This is a genomic window from Brevibacterium sp. 239c (assembly GCF_900169365.1).
GTDB lineage: Bacteria > Actinomycetota > Actinomycetes > Actinomycetales > Brevibacteriaceae > Brevibacterium.
The window spans coordinates 26,713-46,231 of the sequence record NZ_FXZH01000014.1 but is presented as its reverse complement, the minus strand read 5'-3'; the positions used below and the strand labels follow the sequence as shown (position 1 = coordinate 46,231).

Here is a 19,519-nt window from a genome sequence, read left to right as displayed (position 1 = left end):
TATTGAGGATTTCACTGCTGAGAGCCTGAATGGGTGATTACGCAACGGCGACATCGAGTATTCAGCGACAAACAGCGGGCACGGGTCGAATCTCTACTGCCGTCCAACACAGGCAAGAGAGCCCGCCCATTCGAGAACAATCGCCGTATCGTCGAGGGCATCGTCTACCGATACCGAACAGGTATCGCCTGGCGCGATCTGCCTCGGGAGCACTTTGGTGGCTCTTCGCAAACGAGAATGTAGGTCAGTGAATTTGAAATAGGGCGAGTCGCTGCCCGGATAGACGTCGAGGTCTTCCGATGATGGAAGTTCTCACACTCGCCATCCGAAAGACCTCGACGTGGACAAGCCTATATTCTCGACCCCTGACCTCACCACATTCGCCCGCCTCGACACCCTCGACCTGACATGCATCGGCCAACACATCACCGCACACAAAGCCGTCTTGAAGTGCCGACCCACCACAGCCGATGACTGGTGCCGGCGGTGTGGCGGCCATGGTGAAGCCAGGGACACTGTTCTACGCCGGCTGGCTCACGAACCCCTCGGACACCGCCCCACGACACTCCACATCCGCCTACGCCGTTACAAATGCTGCGAGTGCGGACACGTCTGGCGCCAGGACACCACAGCCGCAGCACCAGCACGTGCCAAGATCTCCCGTGCCGGACTCGACTGGGCATTGCGCGCCCTCGTCATCGATCACGACACCGTCTCAGTCATCGCTGCGAAACTCGCTGTGTCCTGGCATACCGCGAACTCAGGGGTCCTGGCCGAAGGACACCGGTTGCTGATCAGCGATCCGACTCGCTTCGACGGTGTGTCTGTCATTGGTGTCGACGAACACGTATGGCGCCATACACGACGTGGTGACAAATACGTCACTGTCATCATCGACCTCACCCCGATCAGCCAGGGAACAGGCCCAGCACGCCTACTCGATATGGTGCCCGGACGGTCGAAACAAGTCTTCAAGCAATGGCTGGCCGTCCGACCCAAGGGCTGGCGTGAAGGCATCGAAGTCGTGGCGATGGACGGATTCTCCGGGTTCAAGACCGCAGCCGCGGAGGAACTTCCCGATGTTGTCGAAGTCACGGACCCCTTCCACGTCGTCAAGCTCGCCGGTGACGCCCTCGACGAGGCCCGACGCCGCATCCAGCAAGAAACAACTGGGCATCGGGGACGGGCGAAGGATCCGTTATATCGGGCGCGCAGGACGCTGCATACGGGCACCAGTCTGCTCACGACCAAGCAGCAAGCCAGGATCGTGCGGCTTTTCGCTGACGACAATCTCACTGAAGTCGAAGTCACCTGGAGCGTCTACCAGGACATCGTGGCTGCATGCAGAGCCGAGGACCGCAACGAGGGTAAAAGGCTTCTTCAGGAAGTCATCGATACCCTGGCGTCGGGTCTGCCACCAGGATTGCTCGAGCTGAAGCGGTTAGGACGAACGTTGAAAAGACGAGCAGCCGACGTGTTGGCGTTCTTCACCAGGCCCGGAACGTCGAACGGGCCCACCGAGGCCATCAACGGAAGGCTCGAGCATCTGCGGGGATCGGCACTCGGTTTCCGGAATCTCACTCATTACATCGCCAGGTGCTTACTCGAATCCGGTGGCTTCAGGCCGCTTCTACACTCTTATTTACGATGAGCCACTTTGGTCCCTGGCAGACAGTATGGAAACGCCACCGCCGCTACGCCGCGGATGGCACATGGGATCGAGTACAGGCCCAAATCCTGGCCGACGCCGACGCTGCTGGGAATATCGATTGGAATATCTCTGTTGATGGCACGAATAATCGTGCCCACCAGCACGCGACGAATACCCGTCGTCCTGCGCAGGACACAGGGGGCTACATCGAATTACAAGAATCTGAACGATGATACCTGCGAACCAGCTGGTCACGGGATTGGACGCTCACGTGGTGGACTGACAACGAAGATCCACCACGCTGTCGACGGACACGGCCGACCATTGGCCATCGTAGTCACTGGCGGCCAACGCCACGACGGAGTGATTCTTCCCCAAGTGCTGGCTGATATTCGGGTTCCGCGCAACAGTACCGGTCGTGCACGCACACGTCCGAACTCGGTTTTGGGCGACCGAGCCTATGGGTCCAGAGCCAATCGCGAGCACCTACGATCTCGTGGAATCACGGCAGCGATCCCTGAAAAGAAGGACCAGATCGCTGCTCGGAAGAAACGTGGAAACAGGGGAGGACGCCCACCAGCGTTCGACGCCGTTGCGTATAAAAACCGTAACGTCGTCGAGCGATCCTTCGCCTACGTCAAACAGTGGAGAGGATTAGCGACTCGGTACGACAAGCTCGCGATCACCTACCGGGCTGCCGTCGTTCTCAGCGCAATCTTAACCTGGTTGCGCATATAGGAATGGGTCATTCCATAAATACTGTGGTGAAGTACTCGACGGCATCAGCACTTACCACGTCACGCGCACAATACGGATCATCACGGTCACCCAAGAAGTCATAATGGCCTACCTGCGCCCCTACGTTCCGACCGCTAGCCTTTGGGACAGAGTCGAGATAGACAAGTGCGTTGTCCTCTGCCGGAGTAATGTCGTCGGCTCCGCCCCAGCGGATCTCGAACGGAGCGGAGATTGCTCTAAGACTCCTCGGGTCAAGCAAGCGACCGATCGCGGGCGCGATCACAAAACCCGCACGAATTCTCTCATCGGCGACCGACTTACCGCCGTCCGAGATCCTCGCACTAATTTGATCCTCTGTATAGCGAGAGTGAAGCTGCTCGACCACGTTTGGATACTCAGGCAACTGCGGCGCTGGGACCAAGCCGCTTAGCACTGCGTTGAGCGCCTCTGGATTCGTTCTTGCCCCGAGAAGCGCAGCGACCGTGTAGCCTCCGATAGAGAAGCCCGCGGCACCAATCTTCTGCTCGTCGATGTCATGCCTGGAAACAAGGTAGTCGAGAAGGAGCGAGACATCTCGAGCCCGTTCCCAAGTGAATGAGAAACCTTCAGGCAGATATACGTCCTTATAACTATTGCCGTGATGATCAACGCCGGCGACTAGAATGCCAGCGTCAGCCAGGGGCTCGGCCAGCCAGGAAAGATCTTCAACTGCGCCGCCGGTCCCGTGGGACAGGAGAACTACTGGGAGGGGCCTGTCGGAGCAAGCTGGCCTCCACACGCTCACAGAAAGAGGTCTCGCACGGCTATTATCGGACCAATGCTGGCGAGTCTCGTCGGACAACGTCACAGTTTCAGTAAGCATGACCTCAATCTATACCTCAAGTCTGCTGGCATTCAGTTGATAAACGTACTCAATCGACTCATCATGGAAAATTCTCTCAACTACGCCGAGGTGGCTGTAGCTGCTGTCAGTTTCAGAAGTCGTTTGCACAGATTTCAGAAGCCGCCTTCACTGGATGAACTTCAACTCAGAAGTGGCCTGTACACAAGCCCGCGAGACGAAAAGGCCCCACCTAGGAATCGGTCAGGGGCGCAGAAGCACCTTACCCTGGGATCCCTGGCTCAACGACAGGGCTAGCCCTTCGGCTATGTCGCCCAACGGCAGCTCCTCCTGTATCCGTGTTCGGATGACCCCTTCCCGCACGAGATTGAAGACCTGGGTGAAGGCGGAGACCAACTGTGCCCGTTTGGCGCTGTGGACCCATTCGCGCAATCGGAAGTAGTGAATATTGAGGTCGGGCCGGTCCTGCCGCAGTTTGGGCGACAGTGGTTGGCCGGACAGCAAGCCGTAGTGCACAAATGTTCCCCCGCGTCTCAAGGACTGTGCCAGGTCGATGCCTTCACCGCCGCCCACGCAGTCGAACGCGAGGTCGAGGCTTCCTGTCCCTGTAAAAGCATGGAGCTCTTCGCGCCAACTGTCAGTGGAAGTGTCAATCACGTGAGCCCAGCAGCTGCTGGCCTCTTCTTTCCTCGGGTGGCGCATGAGCCCGATGGTACGGGTACCCCGCTGAGTGAGCAGATGCCCGAGGGTGCGGGCGATGGCGGAACCGGCGGCGTTAACGACTGCGGTATGTATTCCGGGCGAGCTGGCGTGGAGGTCGATCATCCTGATGGCTGTCAGTGGATTAATGTAGGCGGTGGCCGCATCCGTATCACTGATGTCGTCGGGGACCGGGATGCACCAGACCAGGGAGCAAGGCTTCACGCTCTGCCAACCGCCAGCTGCTCCGATCGGCAACACCCTTTGACCGAGGAGCGCCGGATCGTTGTCGGAGTGGACGGTCTCGACGGTCCCGACTCCCTCAAAGCCGGGGATGAAGGGAAGTGTCGTCCGGGACGGGTAGGCCCCCGAGACCGGTATGAGGTCTGAGGGGTTGATGGGGGAGGCAATCATCCGCACGGCCGCGGCACCTCGTTCCAGTTCTGCAGGGGCAAGGGACTCTACCTGGAGAACTTCTGGCGGAGGGCCGAAACGGTGGGCGATGACGCCTTGGTTGGAGTGCTGCATATGTAGGTGACCTTTCGACGCAGACTAAGGACGTGCACGGGGACGCGTGAACTAACCGACTGTGGTTGCCCTGTGTCAGTTTCAGGAATCGAATGTACTGATGCCAGAAGTCAGTTGCACACTCGCTGGCTGAATGACTATCACCGGTCGCACCGCGTCAGTGAAAACGGTAGCCGATGTTGATAGCTGTGGCCCCAGTGTGGCCGATCCAGATCCGACGAGGAAGCGCAGTGAAAGACTGCAGAGACGGTTCCGTCGTTTCCCATGGCCGCCACTGCTCTACGAACTTACTCCCACACGTGGTGCTGGAAGTAGAAGCGAATCAGGGACATACCCGGATCAGGAGTCCGTGTCGCTGCACCCTCCTGGGCGATGGAGCTGGGGAGCCTAGCCCGATTGTTCGAAAGCACCGCATGAACGTCTTCCTCGCCCATTGTGATGTTCGCGGTGAACCCAGTGGTGTTTCGATCCTTGGGAAGTGGATTAAAGTCGTCGCCAGACAGCTCCCAAAGAGTCCACTCCTTCGTGTACCAGACGCCATCATGGAGGTACTTGACCTCCGTCTGTCCGACCGGTTCAACTTCCAGATTCGACTCAGGCCCGCACTTGCTCACCAGCTGCCCGTCCTTAATTGCCTCGACGACCTGCGACACCTTGACACCAGTCATCGCCGACTTGGGGACACTCTCCGAATCCTGCGAAACAGCGGCCAAGAGAACCTTACTGGTGGAGTACGGCACGTACGTCTCGCTCGAGTGCTCGTTGTCGAGCTCAGAACTGATATCGCTCTTCGAACCAACGAACACCGGCAGATACGCGAACGACACAGTACCTTCTAACGTACCGGCCCGGGCAGACCCATCGAGGTCATCGGGAGAACAGAATTTGTCCGGGTCCTCCTCGTAAGCAAGCCGCTGATACTCTTCACGACTCGTCCGCGACGGCGACGGGCTGCCGTCATTGGCTTCCTGATCACCGCTAGCATGATCACTCTTATCGCTATCCCCGCCAACGTCATCGTCGCCAGAGGAACAGCCCGACAGTCCCGCGGCCAGCGCAACAATGCACGCCAATACCGTCGTCCGGACCGGGGCATGACAGCGGCAGCCGCTAGACCGCGGCTGAAAGCTCGGGAGCTTCACGTGAACGAACACCTCTAACGTATCGCTTAGACGCGGTGGAATGGGCCTGCAACTTTCAACTCCAGGGCGTCACATGAAGAGGATAGCTCCTAAGCCTAGTGCCGTTAAGTTGGAGTGATGATGGTCGGCTTTGCGGTAGGTAACGGTTCGGGATATCTGTGGTGTTGCTTCTGGGCCCTGCGTTCCTAAAGGTCGATCGCAGGTGGCGTCACCGCGCTCGGCGCGCCAAATATCAATCACAGATCAACGCCACCAAGCTTACGTCCACAGCCGCGTTCTACCGCGCCAGGACCTTGGCCCCATCGGGCCGCAGCTCACCAGTTGGAGAGACATGGCGGTATAACGTCTGGCGAGTCACCCCAATTTCTTCGCACAGGTGACCGACGTTGGTGCCGGGTTGCCCCATCGATGCCATGGCCAATCGAACTTTAGCCGGCGTCATTTTGAACGGCCTACCACCCTTACGCCCCCGAGCCCGGGCCGAAGCCAGGCCGGCTTTGGTGCGCTCGGAAATCAGCTCTCGTTCAAACTCAGCCAGGGCGGCGAAGATCCCGAACACCAGCTTGCCCGACGCGGTGGTTGTGTCAATGGCAGCGCCCTGACCGGTGAGCACCTTGAGTCCCACACCCCGCTCGGTGAGGTCGTGGACGATGTTGACCAGATGCCGAAGATCGCGGCCGAGACGGTCGAGCTTCCAGACGATCAACGTGTCACCGTCCCGGAGTGCTTTGAGGCAGTTGGTCAACTCGGGACGGTCGTCTTTCTTGCCGGAGGCTTTGTCTTCATAGAACTGTTCAGGATCGACTCCGGCGGCGATGAGCGCATCGCGTTGCAGGTCGGTGGTCTGTGACCCGTCGGCTTTCGACACTCTGACATATCCGATCAGTGCCACCGCTACCTCCATCACTTATTCGATCGTTTGTGTGACAGTCCAGCGGACCTTTCACCGCTCATCACATGTGAGCTTCAGCGATAAATGGCGGTGTTCTTTCGACTTTTCGTGGCGGTACTGAGTTCACGATCTTTAGGCGATCTCCGCGTTCGTCTACGGACTGCTCGGCAATAGGGCGTGAACCCCTTGAAGTGGACACATCAATGTGTACTATCAGGCAGCAACATCCATCATAGACGTATAATCGACCTCAAAGTCAACCGGTGCTCGATACCCCAAAGCCGAGTGCCGACGCCTCGAGTTATAACGAACTAACCACCGAAACACCTCCCGCCGACACTGGAATTCACAAGACCATCGTTTCGCTCCCTGCAGCGTCTCCCGCTTCAATGCAGCGTTGACCGACTCCGCCAAGGCGTTATCAGCACTCGACCCGATCTTGCCCATCGACTGGACCACCCCGAACCGACGACACATCGCCTGAAACGACGAGTACGTATATTGACGTCCATGATCGCTATGAAAAATCGTACCTTTCAGTGTTTCTCGGTTGTTTGTTACATTCTGCAACGCGTCCTCGACGAGACTGGACCGCATGTGATCGGCGATCGACCAGCCCACGATCCGCCGCGAATACAAGTCGATGACCGTGGCCAAATACAAGAACTTCCCCTCATCACCATAGGGTAAGTAGGTGATGTCGCCGACGTAGGTCGTGCCCAACTCAGCGGCCGAGAAGTCCCTGCCCACCAGGTCGGCAAACACCTGAGCACCTGGGTCCGAGATCGTCGTAGTCTTCGGCTTACGCAAGTGGATACCGACCATGCCGTTGTTCCGCATCAGGCGGGCAACCCGCTTACGGTTGACCGGTTCGTCCACGTGCGGGTCATCGGCGAGTTCGGCCGTGATCCGTCGGTACCCGTACGTGTGGTCCCAGAATTCGAAGTGGTGCTCAATCCGCTCGCACAGAGCATCATCAGCAGCCTGCCTGGCCGCCCGTGCCGTCCGGGAGGCACACCACTTGTAAAAGCTCGAACGCTGGATACCCAGCACGGAACACATCCGCTTCACCTCATAGGTGTTCCGGTGGTCGTCAACGAACTGGAAGCGGATCACCAGGTCGTCTCGGCCGCGAAATACTTCGTGGCCTTCCGCAGGATCGCTCGCTCCTCGGCGAGCTTGTCGTTCTCAGCTCGCAGACGCTTGGCCCGAACGATCAGATCAGCGTTCTCGACCCGCAGACGCGCCAGCTCTTCCTCAGCCGACTCCGGATGGCCTGCCGCGGCTGTCGGGACTGTTCCGGCGACCTTCCGGGCCTGATGCACCCAGGACTTGATCGCGCCACGCGAGACGCCCAGGTCGGTCGCGACTTGGGAATAGGACATATCGGGATGAGTCTCGTAGAGCGCGACGGCGTCGGCTTTGAACTCGTCCGAGTACTTCTTCTTCGGCATGGTTTCTACTCGCATTCTCCGGCCCATTATGGGCCAGTCTCAGCGTGTCCACCACTCAGGGTTCATCCCCATAATTGAGTTTCGAGACCCTCCCACCCCTCGGGATTAGCCAGCATCAGTCGTGAAAGTCTTCAGGCTCCATCGGGATGCGCTTGGCCATGAGACAAAACTTATTGCCTTCCGGATCCGTTAGGACGAACGCCGGCATCGTCGCAGCCAAGCAGAATGGCACCATCCGCCGGCTAGCGGGAGCAGAGATCACGACCACCACACCCATCGCCGCCAGGACGACCCCGAGGAGCAGGGGGCCAATCAGGGCCATCCCCGCCGCCGCTCCGATCAGGAGCCCCACCTGACCGAAGATGTTGAACAGGCCAGATAGCACTGCGAGGACCCTGCCACCTATCTCTGCCACTCACAAACTGGGTCCGACGAGATTTCTTGGCGTACTGCGGTTATGCACCGCAGTTGAGCGCTGGCAACTACAACCCAGGTCGCGTGGATAGACGTGCAGCGGCGTATGAGGCGTTGCTGGACGAAACAGCGGTGGCCCAAGTCGTTGCCGTTGAGATACTCAGGCCGAGAAGCCGTGAGAGAACCGGTGCTGGCAATGAGATAGCCAAAGGCGTCAGTGCTGCCTTCCTGTATTTCGTCGGATTGTGGACGCCGAGTTTGCGGAGGCGAGCCGCTAATGACGTGGATGTGAGGTGTCGTCCGGGGACGCCTCCTGGGAATAGCCAGTCGTCGTCCGTTGCGGGTGTCATCAGCCGGGGAGCTGATCGATCGTGTTGAGCGTGGATTGCCGCGATGTCCAGTGACGAGGGAAGCTCAAGCGGATCCGTTCCGATCAGGATGCTGTATTTGCCGTCGTGTTCGCGAAGATCGGAAAGCCTCAACTCGGCGATACGGCCAAGTCGAATGCCGTAGATCAATAGCAAGCACCCCGCGAGTCTGGTCTGGCCGCTGATCATTTTCGAGGGGTCCAGGAACTGGTCGAGTACCGTCCAAACTTCGGTGCTGGTTATGCCGGCAACCGTGAGTGCTGTCGCACGAGCGGCCGGGATGGTGACCTTTGCCGAGGCGAGATTGTTCTCATAACACCATGTCAAAAAGTGTTTGACCCGTATTCGTGTTCCCGGCCCACGGGAGAGCCAGTTGTCGACCAACGATTGATTGACACCTTCGATCGAACTGCCGCGCGAGCGTAGCCAGCCAATGACCTCAATGATGTCTCCCAGCTCGGTGCGGATCCCGCTCACCTGGCCGTCTCCGGCGGGATCCGTCTGCCGCCGCAACCTACTCAAGTGTCTCCACCGGCCAAATTGTAGAAAGGCACGCCGCTCCGATGGATCAGCTACCTCATCGGCAGTGGCAGCAATCCACGCTTCAAGCCTCGCCAAGTTCTCATCCCGCCAGGCCAGCACACCGTGCTCGACGAGGAACGCACGAACAACGACTTCCGAGCTGCCACTGGCAACCTGGGACAAAGAGTCGTGGGAAATTCCCCCAGGATGAGCGATCAACGATCGAAGCACTGCGACCGATTTGCGCCGCTGGAATAGTGTAAAAACTGCTTGTGGCGGGGCCGCACGTAATGCCTCACGCAGCAAATCTCGCCCGTTTGCAACGGGTGACGGGCCGCCTTCGAACAGCGAGTCGACGAGGTCCGCGGCTTTGCAAAACGGGCAGAGTCCGAGCTGGGACAGGTATTCGAAGCGGCAGCATCGGAGGCAGTTCTGGTGGAACAGCGGATTCCGTTCACCGCATTCCCAGCAGTAGGGCGCCCCGTCGATCCGGGCACGGACCTGGCGGTCCTTCCCGCAATCGGCGCAGGCTTCGATGACTTTCGGCGAGCATGTCGCACACAGCGAACCACCATCGGCGAGGCGGTTCGCTGGAACTTTGTTACGCCGGCACTGGCTGCAGGGTTCTTTCGACAGGGCGCAGTTCTCGCAGATGGCTCGTGCGGTGCCCGCGAAGCGGCAGGGACGAACGTGGCCGCAACTGGTGCAAGTGCCGCTACGTTCCTTCATTCGGCACGTGCGACAGAGAAGTCCCTCAGGTCGTTCTGAGCCGATTTGTTTTGTTCGGCCACATCGTGAGCATGTGCCGAAGTTCTGTGGGAGACGGTTCACACAGCTGATGCAGAGACGCGTGCCGTCGACCATGATCCGGGATGTGATTGACGGTTGCGAACACGAATCACATGGAGCCATGTTTGCGCGCCTCCTGCATCTGTCGCAGGTGCGAAGTCCATCCAACTTCTCGGTGAGAGGCACTTGGCGAGAACAGTGGCCACATGCTCGAACTGGGAGGATCGCGCCGACGGACCTCACGAGGTCATACATAGTTCCGAAATTCGCGCTCCCAAACTGAGGGTCTGCGAACAAGTCGCGGGAAGATAGCTCGATTTCTAAACGGGTGCGCAAACAGATGCTGGCCGACATCCCGTTGGTTGCCTGTCGTAGCCGAGCCTCGAACTCTGTACGGCTGCCCGCTGATCGAGTTCTGAACAACACCGCAGTGACGAAGTCCTCGGCCCCGGTTATCGAGCCGAGGCGCCAACAGCTCTGACAGATTTGCGTGTTGAGGACTTGACCCCGGCGTTGACGGATCCTGTGGCAGAGTCCGCATTCAACATCGGTTCGCCTCAGACTGTAATCACAGCGAGCACAGACTTTGCCCACACTGGCAGTCCGAACTAAGGGCCGCACATCGGCACATTTGGCGCACCGCGGTAATTGGACGACTCTGGCGCCGGAATCGCGCAGGTCCCTGATCAGTCGCGTCACCGTGGCAGGTGTGGAGTCGAGCCCCCGCGTCAAAACCAGCGGATCGCTGATGATATGGGCGTGCAATCGCGCCAGCGCAGGAGCAGACAGCTTCAGTCTGCGGACAACTTCGGCGATGAGGACAGTGGGCAGGGACGACTCCATCTCACCGATAATGTGCGAGAGCTCGCCGGTGCAGAATGAGACTGTTTGCGACTCACGCATCGGGGGCGCCCGGGACTTCCATCCGAACCGGACGCAGTCCACCGAGTTTCACGGCCGCGGAACGGTCCCGAGCGGTCGAGCTTTCCGTTCCTGTCGCGGCTACGGCACTGCCGAGATCCACACCCTTAATGAGGTCATCCGAGCTGCACTCGAGAATGTCGAGCAACGCGACGAGAACGTGGAGATTGAGTCGTTCCGGCTTCTCTGCTGCGAGCCGATAGACCTGGCTCGACGACAGATTGATGCCTCGTTCTTGAAGGAGTGGAATAAGGTCCGTGGTACTGAACAACCCCTTGGTCGCCATTACTTCGCGCAGTTTCCACTCGTAGCCAACGATCTTCATTTGCCCGGTCCTTTAGTCGGTCGTGCCTGCTGGTTCTTCTCCAAGGCTTGTCTCATCATTGTGTTCATGAAGTTGCCCGTGACGTGTGTGTAAATCCCGGTCGTCGTGCCCCACTGGTGGCCCATCTGCTCCTGAATAAAGCGCGGGTCGAATCCTTCTTCGGCGAGGTGAGTGGCATAGCTGTGTCGTAGACAATGTGGTGAGAGCACACTGTCGAGGCGGATCTCATCACGGTAGACGGCGAATCGCTCGGTGATTTCTTTGGCCTGAAGCCGGTTACCTCGTTCGGTGACCCACAGCAAGTTCGACCCCGACATTCGAACGGTCGGCCAAACCTCGTCGACGTATGCCTTCAATGCTGCGACGGCTCCGGCACGAAGCGTCAGTACGGAGCGACGCTTCTTCCCGCTGCCGTGGGAGCCTTTCCCGAACTGGACCTGCAAAATCCCGTAGTCGCCAAATTCCGGTGCATGGGGATTGCGGTAGAAGTCGGTGACTTCCAGGTTCGCAACTTCATCGGCTCGAAGCCCCCAACCGTAGATGACCTTCATGATCGTCGCGTCGCGATAGACCTGCAGGGCACCCTTCTTGTGCTGGTCGAGGCGCGAATCGACACTCGAGTCGATGTGGTCAAACAGACGCTGAACCTCGTCGCGTGCCAGCGGTCGGCGCCCCGGCCTCCCTTCGTAATCGAGGATGTGTCTGGCCGAGTTCCACTCATGCACGATCTGTGTTGGATGTGTGCCAAAGCGCTGTTCGCACTGCTGCGCCCACGTGTAATGATCAGAGATCAGATAATTGCAGAAGGCCCGGATCGAGGCTTGGTAGACCCGTAAAGTCGAGCGCATCAGCTTCCGCTCTGAGATGAGGTGCATCATCCACTCGTCGAACATGCCTGCGGTCCAGTTCCACTGGAATTCGTTGGTGAACTCCTGCAGAGCCACCGCTCGTGCGACGTTGGAGTCGGCAGACTGTCGTTTATTCAGCCGTCCGCCGACTTGGGCGTCTGTCCACCCCTCGACCATTGCCGCGAATACGGCTTCTTCCTCGTTGATGAACGCCACTCCCGGCGCAAGGTACAGCGAGGATTCGCCATAAGGGACACCTTGTTTCACCATGACCACCATTCGCCTGAGGGGATAATCATGCATCGGATGCAGATATAATGTCAACAGACACGGAATCAAGCGGGAGCAGGACCATCCAGTGATGCCTTCGCGACTCAGATCACGCTTGTATTCCTGCATTTGATGCAATACCCGCAAGTTTGCCGGTTGAGGCTCGAGCTCACGGCCAACAGGTTGAGCGGGTCGTTCCCGAACTCCTTGAGCGTCTCCTCGTCGAACTTCGCGGCTCCGGTCTGCCACGCGTTCGAGCGGGCGATGATGTGGTCGATATCGATGTTGCTCGGGTCGCGGTCGAAGGCGTAGGTCTCGCCCTTGTACTTGTCGTTGAGGTCACCGGCGATGACGACGCAGCCCTTCGTCCCCGCCTTGAGGGTGATGTCGCGCAGGTCGCGGCGCAGCACATCATTGCGGGTGTCGCAGCCATTGTGGTCCGCGTCCGATCGCCATTTGAAGAGGTCCGCGTCGTACCCGATCTTCGGGGCCCGACCCTTGACCTTCAGTTCGTCGAGCATCGCCAGAGCTGTGCCGTGAGTCGAACCACCGGCCCGGCCTTGTTCCGTCTCCTCGGCCTTGCCCTGGCCCTTGCTGTCCTTACTGTCTTCGCTGTTCCGGCCGGGTGCCATGGTCTCCGACTCTGCTGCGGGCGCCGTCATCGCATCAGCTGCGGGACTCGATTCCGAACTTTGGGAAGCCTCAGCGGCTCCAGCTTCGACGTCGCTGCCCTCGGCGCAGGCGGAGAGCAGAGCGAGACTGAGGACAGCGATGAGGGCGAAGATCATGCCTGCCCGCAGGCGTTTCGTGGCATGGTCGAGGAAGGCGAAGAAGGGCATGGGTGTCCAGTCGTGCAAAAAGTGGTGAGAACGTGGTCGTGGACCGTGCGCAGCAAAGATGCCGCGTCGCGATCCACTACAGAAATGATATGACTGAATAGCGGCGGCTGTACTAGCTGCGGACGCAAAGTGACGAATTCGTTATGGAGGGGTGCGGACAATGGTGCGACACGATTCAGAGCGGCCCGAGACGGCGCGTCTGATCACCGACGCCCCGGTTCCCGGGCACTGGATTCAGGTCCTGTCGACGATGCAGGCGAACCCCTTCACCCACCTGAACTGGGATGATGTCCGGAATGAGGCCGCCCATATCCTCATCGTCTCCCCCACCGCCGAGGTGGCCCGCACCTGCTTCGGCCAAATCCTCGCCAGCGACGCCACCTCCGAACCTGGGAACCCAGACGACTTCATCGAGATCATCACCGCCGAGGAGCTTGTCCCCGAAAACGTCCCCGCGGGGACGTGGCTCTTCCTCCCCCACCGACAGGACGGGTGGACGGAGCTCGAAGCGACCTCGGCGCGGGTGCGATCGGCACTGGTCAGGGAGAACACTGCCCGGGACCGGGAGGGAAAGTTCACCCTCATCGAATACGGAATCAACCTGTGGCTGTGGGCCGAACCGCCCTACGGCGGCGGTGACCCGGTCTGCCACGCCGGCGAACTCATCAGCTGGGAGAGCGCGTGGGCGCTGGGCGGGGCGAGCGCCACAGGATCGGATGGTGCAGGATCTGGTGGCGCAGGTACCGGTGACAGCGAAGTTGGTGGCGCAGGAACTGGTAGTGCAGGACCCGGTGGCAGCGGATCCTCAGCCCGGGCGCCGGTGGCCTCCGCGCGACCGCCCATCTATTTCGGCTTGCCCACAGTGCTGCGCGAGCGCCGCCGGAATGGGTAAACTCCGGGGCCAGCCACCTGGAAACAGACGGTCTCCTAGTCGCCTCGAGGGGGCCAAGGCCATGCAGCTTCATCGAGCGGCCCACTTACCGTCGCGGGGGCAGGCTATAGAGTAGCCCGTCGATGCTGACGGGCGCCCTCGACGCAGTGTCCCAAGACACCCCGCTTTATGACACGGCGACGACGACTCCGGCGGTGATGAGCAAGATGACGTAGCCCCAGGCGTGGATGACCTCCGGAATCTTGGGCACGCGGCGGCGCAGCAGCACGATCAGCGGGATGGCACCGATGAGGAGGGCGAGCGCCGAGCGCAGATCCACCGAGCCGAGCATTCCCGGAACCTCGGTGGAAGCATGAGTGGTGATCGTGACGAGGACCGCGGGGAGCATGATGATCAAGGTCAGCGGGTTGGCCAGAGTGGTGGCCACGGTCATCGTCGCCCCCGATCGGCGCATCATCGGCACCGTCATCACGCTGCCGCCGACGCCGAGGAATGAGGCCAGGCCGCCGATCGGAAAACCGAACAGCGCGGCGATGCCGCGACCGCCCTCGCCGAGGGCTTCCTCAGCCCCGACTCCCCCGACACGGACTGCAGCTCCGCCCGCGCCTTTCACAGCTTTCGTGCGAACCTTCGCCCCACCTCGGCGGAAGAAGCCGGGACGAGCCAGCAGATCGATCGCGGTCACTGCGATGTAGATGACGAAGCCCCACTTCAGGAGCGTCTCGGGTGCGAACTTCGCGCAGAAGGCGCCGAATGCTCCACCAGCTGCGAGGAGGATGAAGAGCCACCACTCCCCCTTGAGGTGGGCCAGGGTCTCGCGTTTGGTCGAGACCGTGGAGACGACGGCGTTGACGAGCATGACCAGCGCCGAGGTGGCCGCGGCCACCCGCGCCGTGTCACTGCCGAGGTCAGCGTGGACGAGAGTGATGATAGGGACGGTGACGAAGCCGCCGCCGAATCCGAACAGCACCGTCGTCAGTCCGACCAGAACGCCGACGAGCACCAATCCCACAAAGTCCATTCGCCTATCTCACCCCACACCCACCTCGGCAGGCAATCCCCGACACCATCTCAGCTCAACCGTTCTTCCGTGCGAAGGCGAGCGCGAACTCCTTCTTACTGTCATCCAGCGCTTCACGTTCGAAGCTGTTCTTCCACGTCCGGTGCAGTCGCTTCTGCTGGGCGATGACTTCTCGTGAGGCCTTCATCGTGTCGTAGAGGTAGCCCAGCGCCCGGTCCTCGACCGCGGAGTCGTCGACGACGGCGTTGAGGATTCCGCACTTGTCCATGTCCTCGGCACTGAAGCGGTTGCCGGTGAGGATGAACTCCGTGGCCTTCGTCCACCCCATGAGGCGGTGGAGGTTGACGGACTCGAGGACCGAGGGAATCCCGATGCGCACCTCGGGCATCGAGTACCAGGACCCGGTGCCGCCAACTCTGAAGTCAGCGGCCGCGGCGATCTCTGCCGCTCCCCCGATGCAGTAGCCGCGAATGGCGACGGCCACGGGCAGTTCGCAATCCTTGATCGCCTCACACACCCGCCCCAGCTGAGTGATCGTCTCAAATGCTCGCGTCGGATTCGAGTGCTCGAACTGTGCTGTGTCCATCCCGGCTGAGAATCCCCTGCTGCCCGCCGAGGTCAGCAGCACCCCACGCAGCTCGAAGTTCTTCGATGCGGCCTCGAAAGCGTCGATGAGTGAATCGAGCATGCCCGCCCGCAGAGCGTTCGCGCTGGTGGTGTTGTCGATCGTGACCGTGAGGATCCCGTCGTCACTGCGGGTGCGTCGGATCATCGGGAGCTCACTTTCGTCGGGCGTGGGTTGGCTCCAGTATCGTCCCACGAGCACAGCAATGACGACTGAACCTATCCCAGTCCGCCTGCGGTCCTCAAACCCGGAACACGGACGGACGCCCGCCTGCCGAGCACCAAAACCACAGGGCTAAGATGACGAGCAATGTCTGACGATCCCTCATCACCGGCGACTGCACCCCTTTCCCCTAGACCCGTGTCCACTGGGATCGTTGCCATTGCCGCTGTCCTCCTCATCGGGTTGACCTTGCGGATCCCGACGATCTCTCTGGCACCACTTGTGCCGACAATGAAGGAAAATACCGGACATGGGGAGACATTCCTGTCTCTGCTCACGTCCATCCCTCTCGTCCTCACCTTGCTGGCTGCTCCTATCGCTCCGGCAATGGCGAATCGATGGGGTCGCAGTCGGACAGTCAGCCTGGCGCTCGTGGCCATCGTGGGCAGCATGGCCCTCCGCTCCGTCCCCGGGGACTTCCCCCTGCTCATCGGGACGGGCCTCTTGGGATTCTCGATCGCCATCGTCACCGTCCTCGTCCCCTCGATCATCAATGCCGAGCGCGCCGAGGTCCGTTCGCGGCTGACCGGAACCTACTCGATGTCGCTGAGCCTCGGCCCGGCCCTCGCGCTGGGCCTGACGATTCCGATCCGGGAGATCACAGGACTCGGCTGGCGTGGCACTCTGCTCACTTGGGCGCTGTGCTCAGCAGCCGCCTTGGCCCTATGGCTCGTCTACGCTCGCACCCCTCATGTCAGGGCCGCATCGCAACCACGCAACCGGTCAGCAATGACCGGCAGTGAGCACCGCGCCAAAGCGGTGCTCTCCGACGTCAACGTATGGCTCCTTGCCCTGTTCCTCGGCGTCACGTCGCTGACGTTCTACACCACCTCGGCGTGGTTGCCTGCGGTCTTCGTCATGGACGGAATGAGCGCGCAGGCGGCAGGTGGGTACACCTCCCTCATCAGCATCGTCGCGATCCCCTTCGGCCTCATCGCGCCGATCGCCCTGCGCAGCGGATTCTCACGATTCATCGCACCTCTGGCTCCGGTGTTCTCGCTTCTCGGCCTCATCCTCCTGCTGTCGCTGGGTTCGACGGGAGCTCTGCCCGTCACCATCCTGCTCGGGGTCGGGCAGGGGGTGTGCCTGGGGGCCTCCTACGACCAGATCGTGAAATTCGGCCGGTCGCCGGCCCACACCGCTTCCGTGTCGGCGGTGACCTCGGCGGTCGGCGTGGCTCTGGCAGCGATCGGGCCACTGGCTTTCGGCTTCGGACTGGAGACCGCCGCCTCACCGGTGATCCCCGTGATCGGTCTGGCGATCATCGTCGTCGCCCAGTCCCTCGTCGGCCGGCGCACCTCCCGGATGTAACACGCCTGCGCACAACCACCTCGGCGAGGATGAGATCATCTTGTATCCAAGATGGATCCAAGATACGTTGTGTGAGTATATTTCACAGATGACGGAAGGCGTCGATGAAGACCCGCACGCGTGCACAGGCCAAACTGATCACCGCACAGCTGCTGTCCGGAGCCGGAATCGCCTCCGGCTACGCGGTCGGCGGACTGCTCGCCGAGGAGATCACCGGCAAGACCTCCATGGCCGGCGTCGCCCAGATGAGCGTTATCCTCGGCGCCGGCCTCATCGCCTATCCCCTGGCGGTGTTGGCGGGCAAGGCCGGTCGGCGAACCGCGCTGACTCTGGGATTCGGCATCGGCGCCCTGGGTGCCACGGTCGTCCTCCTCGGCGTCGCGACCCAGTTCCTGCCACTGTTCATGCTGGGCATGATGATGTGCGGCTCCGCGACCGCCTCTGGCCTGCAGGCTCGCTATGCGGCCGTCGACCTCGTCGATCCGAAGTCCGCCGGGCGGGCAATGTCACTCGTGGTGTGGGCGACGACCGTCGGCTCAGTCCTCGGGCCCAGCTTCACCGAACCCGGCGCGCACCTCGGCGCGGCACTGGGCATGAATGAGCTGGCCGGTCCCTATCTGATCTCGATGACCGCCTTCGGTCTGGCGACCCTGGTCGCGTCGACGCTGACGAAGAAGATCAAACCGGGAGCCGCCGAGGCGGTGACTGAGTCCACCTCTTCCACGCCCGAGCCAGCGACGATGAAGCTGGGGCCGGCGCTGCGCTTCGCCATCGCCCGCCCGGTGCCGTTGTTCGCGATGATCACGATCATCGCCGGTCAGATGATGATGACCAACGTCATGGTCATGACCCCGGTGCACATGGACCACCAGGAATTCTCCCTCGGCGCGATCGGCATCGTCGTCAGCGTGCACATCGCCGGAATGTACGCCCTCTCCCCCGTATTCGGGTGGATGGCCGATCGCTTCGGGCCGGGAACGGTGATCGCCGGCGGCATCCTCGTCTTCGCCACAGCCATCACCCTCGGCGTCGTCGATGCCGCGGCCGAGGTCTCATCCATGGTCCTGCTGAGCACGGCACTCATCTTCCTCGGCATCGGCTGGTCGATGTTCCTCATCGGCGGATCGGCCCTGCTGACGGCCTCGGTGCCACGCCATGCGAAGGTCACCCTGCAGGGCGCATCGGATGCGGCGATGAACCTCGGCGGTGCGCTCATGGCTGGCATGGCCGGCACAGTGCTGCAGGCCGGAGGGTTCCTGTGGATCAATATGATGGCCACCATCGTGCTCCTCATTGCCCTGGCATTCTCGATTCGGGCCGTTCCACTGATGCGCTGGCCGGGACGGACCCAGAGATCCGACGCGGTGGAGGACATCGAGGAGACCTCGCATGTAGGTTGAGGGAGAAGACGGACACGAAACGTGGAGGGAATCTGATCCGGCCAATGAGAAGATTGCGGTCATGACCAGCAGCGGCGAGACCCCGAGCGCAGCCGAGCGCGCTTATCAGCTCATTCGCGCTCAGATCCTCAACGGGACCCATCAGCCGGGGACCATGCTGGGCGAGACCGGTCTGGCTTCCGACCTCGAGGTCAGCCGCACACCGGTGCGGGTGGCTCTTGCTCGCCTCCAGGACGAGGGATGGATCATCATCTACCCCAAGCGCGGAGCCATCGTCCAGGGAGTCGATGAGCGCACCGTCGCCGAACTCGCCGATGCCCGCTTCGTGCTCGAGACGACGGCCGTCGACCGGGCTCCGAATGCACTGCGACAGAAACTCGCCGAGGCCCTCGAAACCTCGATCCAGGCTCAACGTGATGCCTTCGATGCCGGCGACGTCACCGCCTTCATCGACCTGACGCTTGAGTTCCATCGTGGTTTCGTCGAGGCCGGTGACAATGCAGTGATGCTGGAACTGTATTCCCAGCTCTCCGACCGGCACCGCTTCATCCTCTTCGCCTCCGGTGACCGACTCCTCGACCGCTGCGAAGCGATCATCGCCGAGCACGTCTCCCTGGTCGAGCACCTGCGCACGGGTGACTCCACCGGATTCGCGAACATCCTGCGAGGCCACCTCGCGGAGAACGCTCCGCCCACGGCCACCTCGGCAAGGTCATCCTCCGCCTTCGATTCGACGATGCTTCGGCGGGGGTGAACTGCCTACAGTCGATTCAGGATCAGCTCTGAATTCGAGAGTGGATCTGTACT

At 60.9% G+C, this 19,519-nt stretch carries 18 protein-coding genes and 1 pseudogene; 7 read left to right on the top strand and 12 right to left on the bottom strand.

Going from position 1 to position 19,519, the window contains the following annotated elements; translation table 11 throughout:
- Positions 1–33 precede the first annotated feature (33 nt).
- From BSP239C_RS13300 to BSP239C_RS13290, 3 genes and pseudogenes are all read left to right on the top strand, one after another.
- Positions 34–243, top strand: coding sequence for a transposase (locus BSP239C_RS13300; RefSeq protein ID WP_101573659.1), 210 nt, complete (start codon positions 34–36; stop codon positions 241–243).
- A gap of 97 nt (positions 244–340) precedes the next feature.
- Positions 341–1,651 carry an ISL3 family transposase gene (locus BSP239C_RS13295; RefSeq protein ID WP_101573657.1) on the top strand — a complete coding sequence of 437 codons (1,311 nt, stop codon included), beginning with the start codon at positions 341–343 and terminating at the stop codon, positions 1,649–1,651.
- Between the two features lie 5 nt (positions 1,652–1,656).
- Positions 1,657–2,389: pseudogene (locus tag BSP239C_RS13290) on the top strand (IS5 family transposase); the annotation flags it as partial.
- Between the two features lie 7 nt (positions 2,390–2,396).
- Here BSP239C_RS13290 and BSP239C_RS13285 read toward each other — a convergent pair.
- The 10 genes from BSP239C_RS13285 to BSP239C_RS13235 form a co-directional block, all read right to left on the bottom strand.
- Positions 2,397–3,251: a serine aminopeptidase domain-containing protein gene (locus tag BSP239C_RS13285; RefSeq protein WP_101573655.1), complete on the bottom strand. Its 855-nt coding sequence runs from the start codon at positions 3,249–3,251 to the stop codon at positions 2,397–2,399.
- 222 nt (positions 3,252–3,473) lie between these two features.
- Positions 3,474–4,457 carry a zinc-dependent alcohol dehydrogenase family protein gene (locus BSP239C_RS13280; RefSeq protein WP_101573653.1) on the bottom strand — a complete coding sequence of 328 codons (984 nt, stop codon included), beginning with the start codon at positions 4,455–4,457 and terminating at the stop codon, positions 3,474–3,476.
- Positions 4,458–4,744: 287 nt separating this feature from the next.
- Entirely contained in the window at positions 4,745–5,599 is an 855-nt protein-coding gene (locus tag BSP239C_RS13275; protein WP_145997453.1) for a hypothetical protein, read from the bottom strand.
- Between the two features lie 277 nt (positions 5,600–5,876).
- Positions 5,877–6,503: a recombinase family protein gene (locus BSP239C_RS13270; RefSeq protein ID WP_101573651.1), complete on the bottom strand. Its 627-nt coding sequence runs from the start codon at positions 6,501–6,503 to the stop codon at positions 5,877–5,879.
- Between the two features lie 201 nt (positions 6,504–6,704).
- Positions 6,705–7,945, bottom strand: a protein-coding gene (locus BSP239C_RS13265; RefSeq protein ID WP_374701033.1) for an IS3 family transposase whose coding sequence is annotated in 2 segments (ribosomal slippage) — positions 6,705–7,618 and positions 7,618–7,945 — 1,242 coding nt in all. Because the reading frame shifts where the segments join, the coding sequence is not laid out codon by codon here.
- A 115-nt stretch (positions 7,946–8,060) separates the two neighbouring features.
- Positions 8,061–8,330 (bottom strand): hypothetical protein, encoded by a 270-nt coding sequence (locus BSP239C_RS21155; protein WP_226838548.1) that lies wholly within the window; start codon positions 8,328–8,330, stop codon positions 8,061–8,063.
- A 97-nt stretch (positions 8,331–8,427) separates the two neighbouring features.
- A complete protein-coding gene (locus BSP239C_RS20505; protein WP_145997452.1) occupies positions 8,428–9,978 on the bottom strand; it encodes a hypothetical protein in 1,551 nt (516 codons plus the stop codon).
- A 955-nt stretch (positions 9,979–10,933) separates the two neighbouring features.
- Positions 10,934–11,284: a helix-turn-helix transcriptional regulator gene (locus tag BSP239C_RS13245; protein ID WP_101556009.1), complete on the bottom strand. Its 351-nt coding sequence runs from the start codon at positions 11,282–11,284 to the stop codon at positions 10,934–10,936.
- Positions 11,281–12,402, bottom strand: coding sequence for a tyrosine-type recombinase/integrase (locus tag BSP239C_RS13240; RefSeq protein WP_180959029.1), 1,122 nt, complete (start codon positions 12,400–12,402; stop codon positions 11,281–11,283). The genes BSP239C_RS13245 and BSP239C_RS13240 overlap by 4 nt, the downstream gene beginning before the upstream one ends.
- Before the next feature lie 104 nt (positions 12,403–12,506).
- The gene (locus tag BSP239C_RS13235) at positions 12,507–13,241 is read right to left on the bottom strand and encodes an HNH endonuclease family protein (protein WP_101573644.1); all 735 of its coding nucleotides are present in this window, start codon (positions 13,239–13,241) and stop codon (positions 12,507–12,509) included.
- 160 nt (positions 13,242–13,401) lie between these two features.
- Between BSP239C_RS13235 and BSP239C_RS13230 the strand changes: the two genes are divergently transcribed.
- Positions 13,402–14,133: a hypothetical protein gene (locus BSP239C_RS13230; protein ID WP_101573642.1), complete on the top strand. Its 732-nt coding sequence runs from the start codon at positions 13,402–13,404 to the stop codon at positions 14,131–14,133.
- A gap of 166 nt (positions 14,134–14,299) precedes the next feature.
- Here BSP239C_RS13230 and BSP239C_RS13225 read toward each other — a convergent pair whose 3' ends face one another.
- Both BSP239C_RS13225 and BSP239C_RS13220 read right to left on the bottom strand, forming a co-directional pair.
- A complete protein-coding gene (locus BSP239C_RS13225) occupies positions 14,300–15,154 on the bottom strand; it encodes a sulfite exporter TauE/SafE family protein (protein ID WP_101573640.1) in 855 nt (284 codons plus the stop codon).
- A 55-nt stretch (positions 15,155–15,209) separates the two neighbouring features.
- On the bottom strand, positions 15,210–15,926 hold the full coding sequence (locus tag BSP239C_RS13220; protein WP_101573638.1) for an enoyl-CoA hydratase/isomerase family protein: 717 nt from the start codon (positions 15,924–15,926) through the stop codon (positions 15,210–15,212).
- 213 nt (positions 15,927–16,139) lie between these two features.
- On the opposite strand from BSP239C_RS13220, the gene BSP239C_RS13215 reads away from it, so the two are divergent.
- The 3 genes from BSP239C_RS13215 (at position 16,140) to BSP239C_RS13205 (ending at position 19,466) form a co-directional block, all read left to right on the top strand.
- Positions 16,140–17,312, top strand: a complete 1,173-nt coding sequence (locus BSP239C_RS13215) for an MFS transporter (protein WP_180959028.1) — start codon at positions 16,140–16,142, stop codon at positions 17,310–17,312.
- Between the two features lie 104 nt (positions 17,313–17,416).
- On the top strand, positions 17,417–18,712 hold the full coding sequence (locus BSP239C_RS13210) for an MFS transporter (RefSeq protein WP_101573634.1): 1,296 nt from the start codon (positions 17,417–17,419) through the stop codon (positions 18,710–18,712).
- A 61-nt stretch (positions 18,713–18,773) separates the two neighbouring features.
- Complete coding sequence (locus tag BSP239C_RS13205; protein WP_101573632.1) at positions 18,774–19,466, top strand: GntR family transcriptional regulator; 693 nt, start codon at positions 18,774–18,776, stop codon at positions 19,464–19,466.
- Positions 19,467–19,519: the final 53 nt, after the last annotated feature.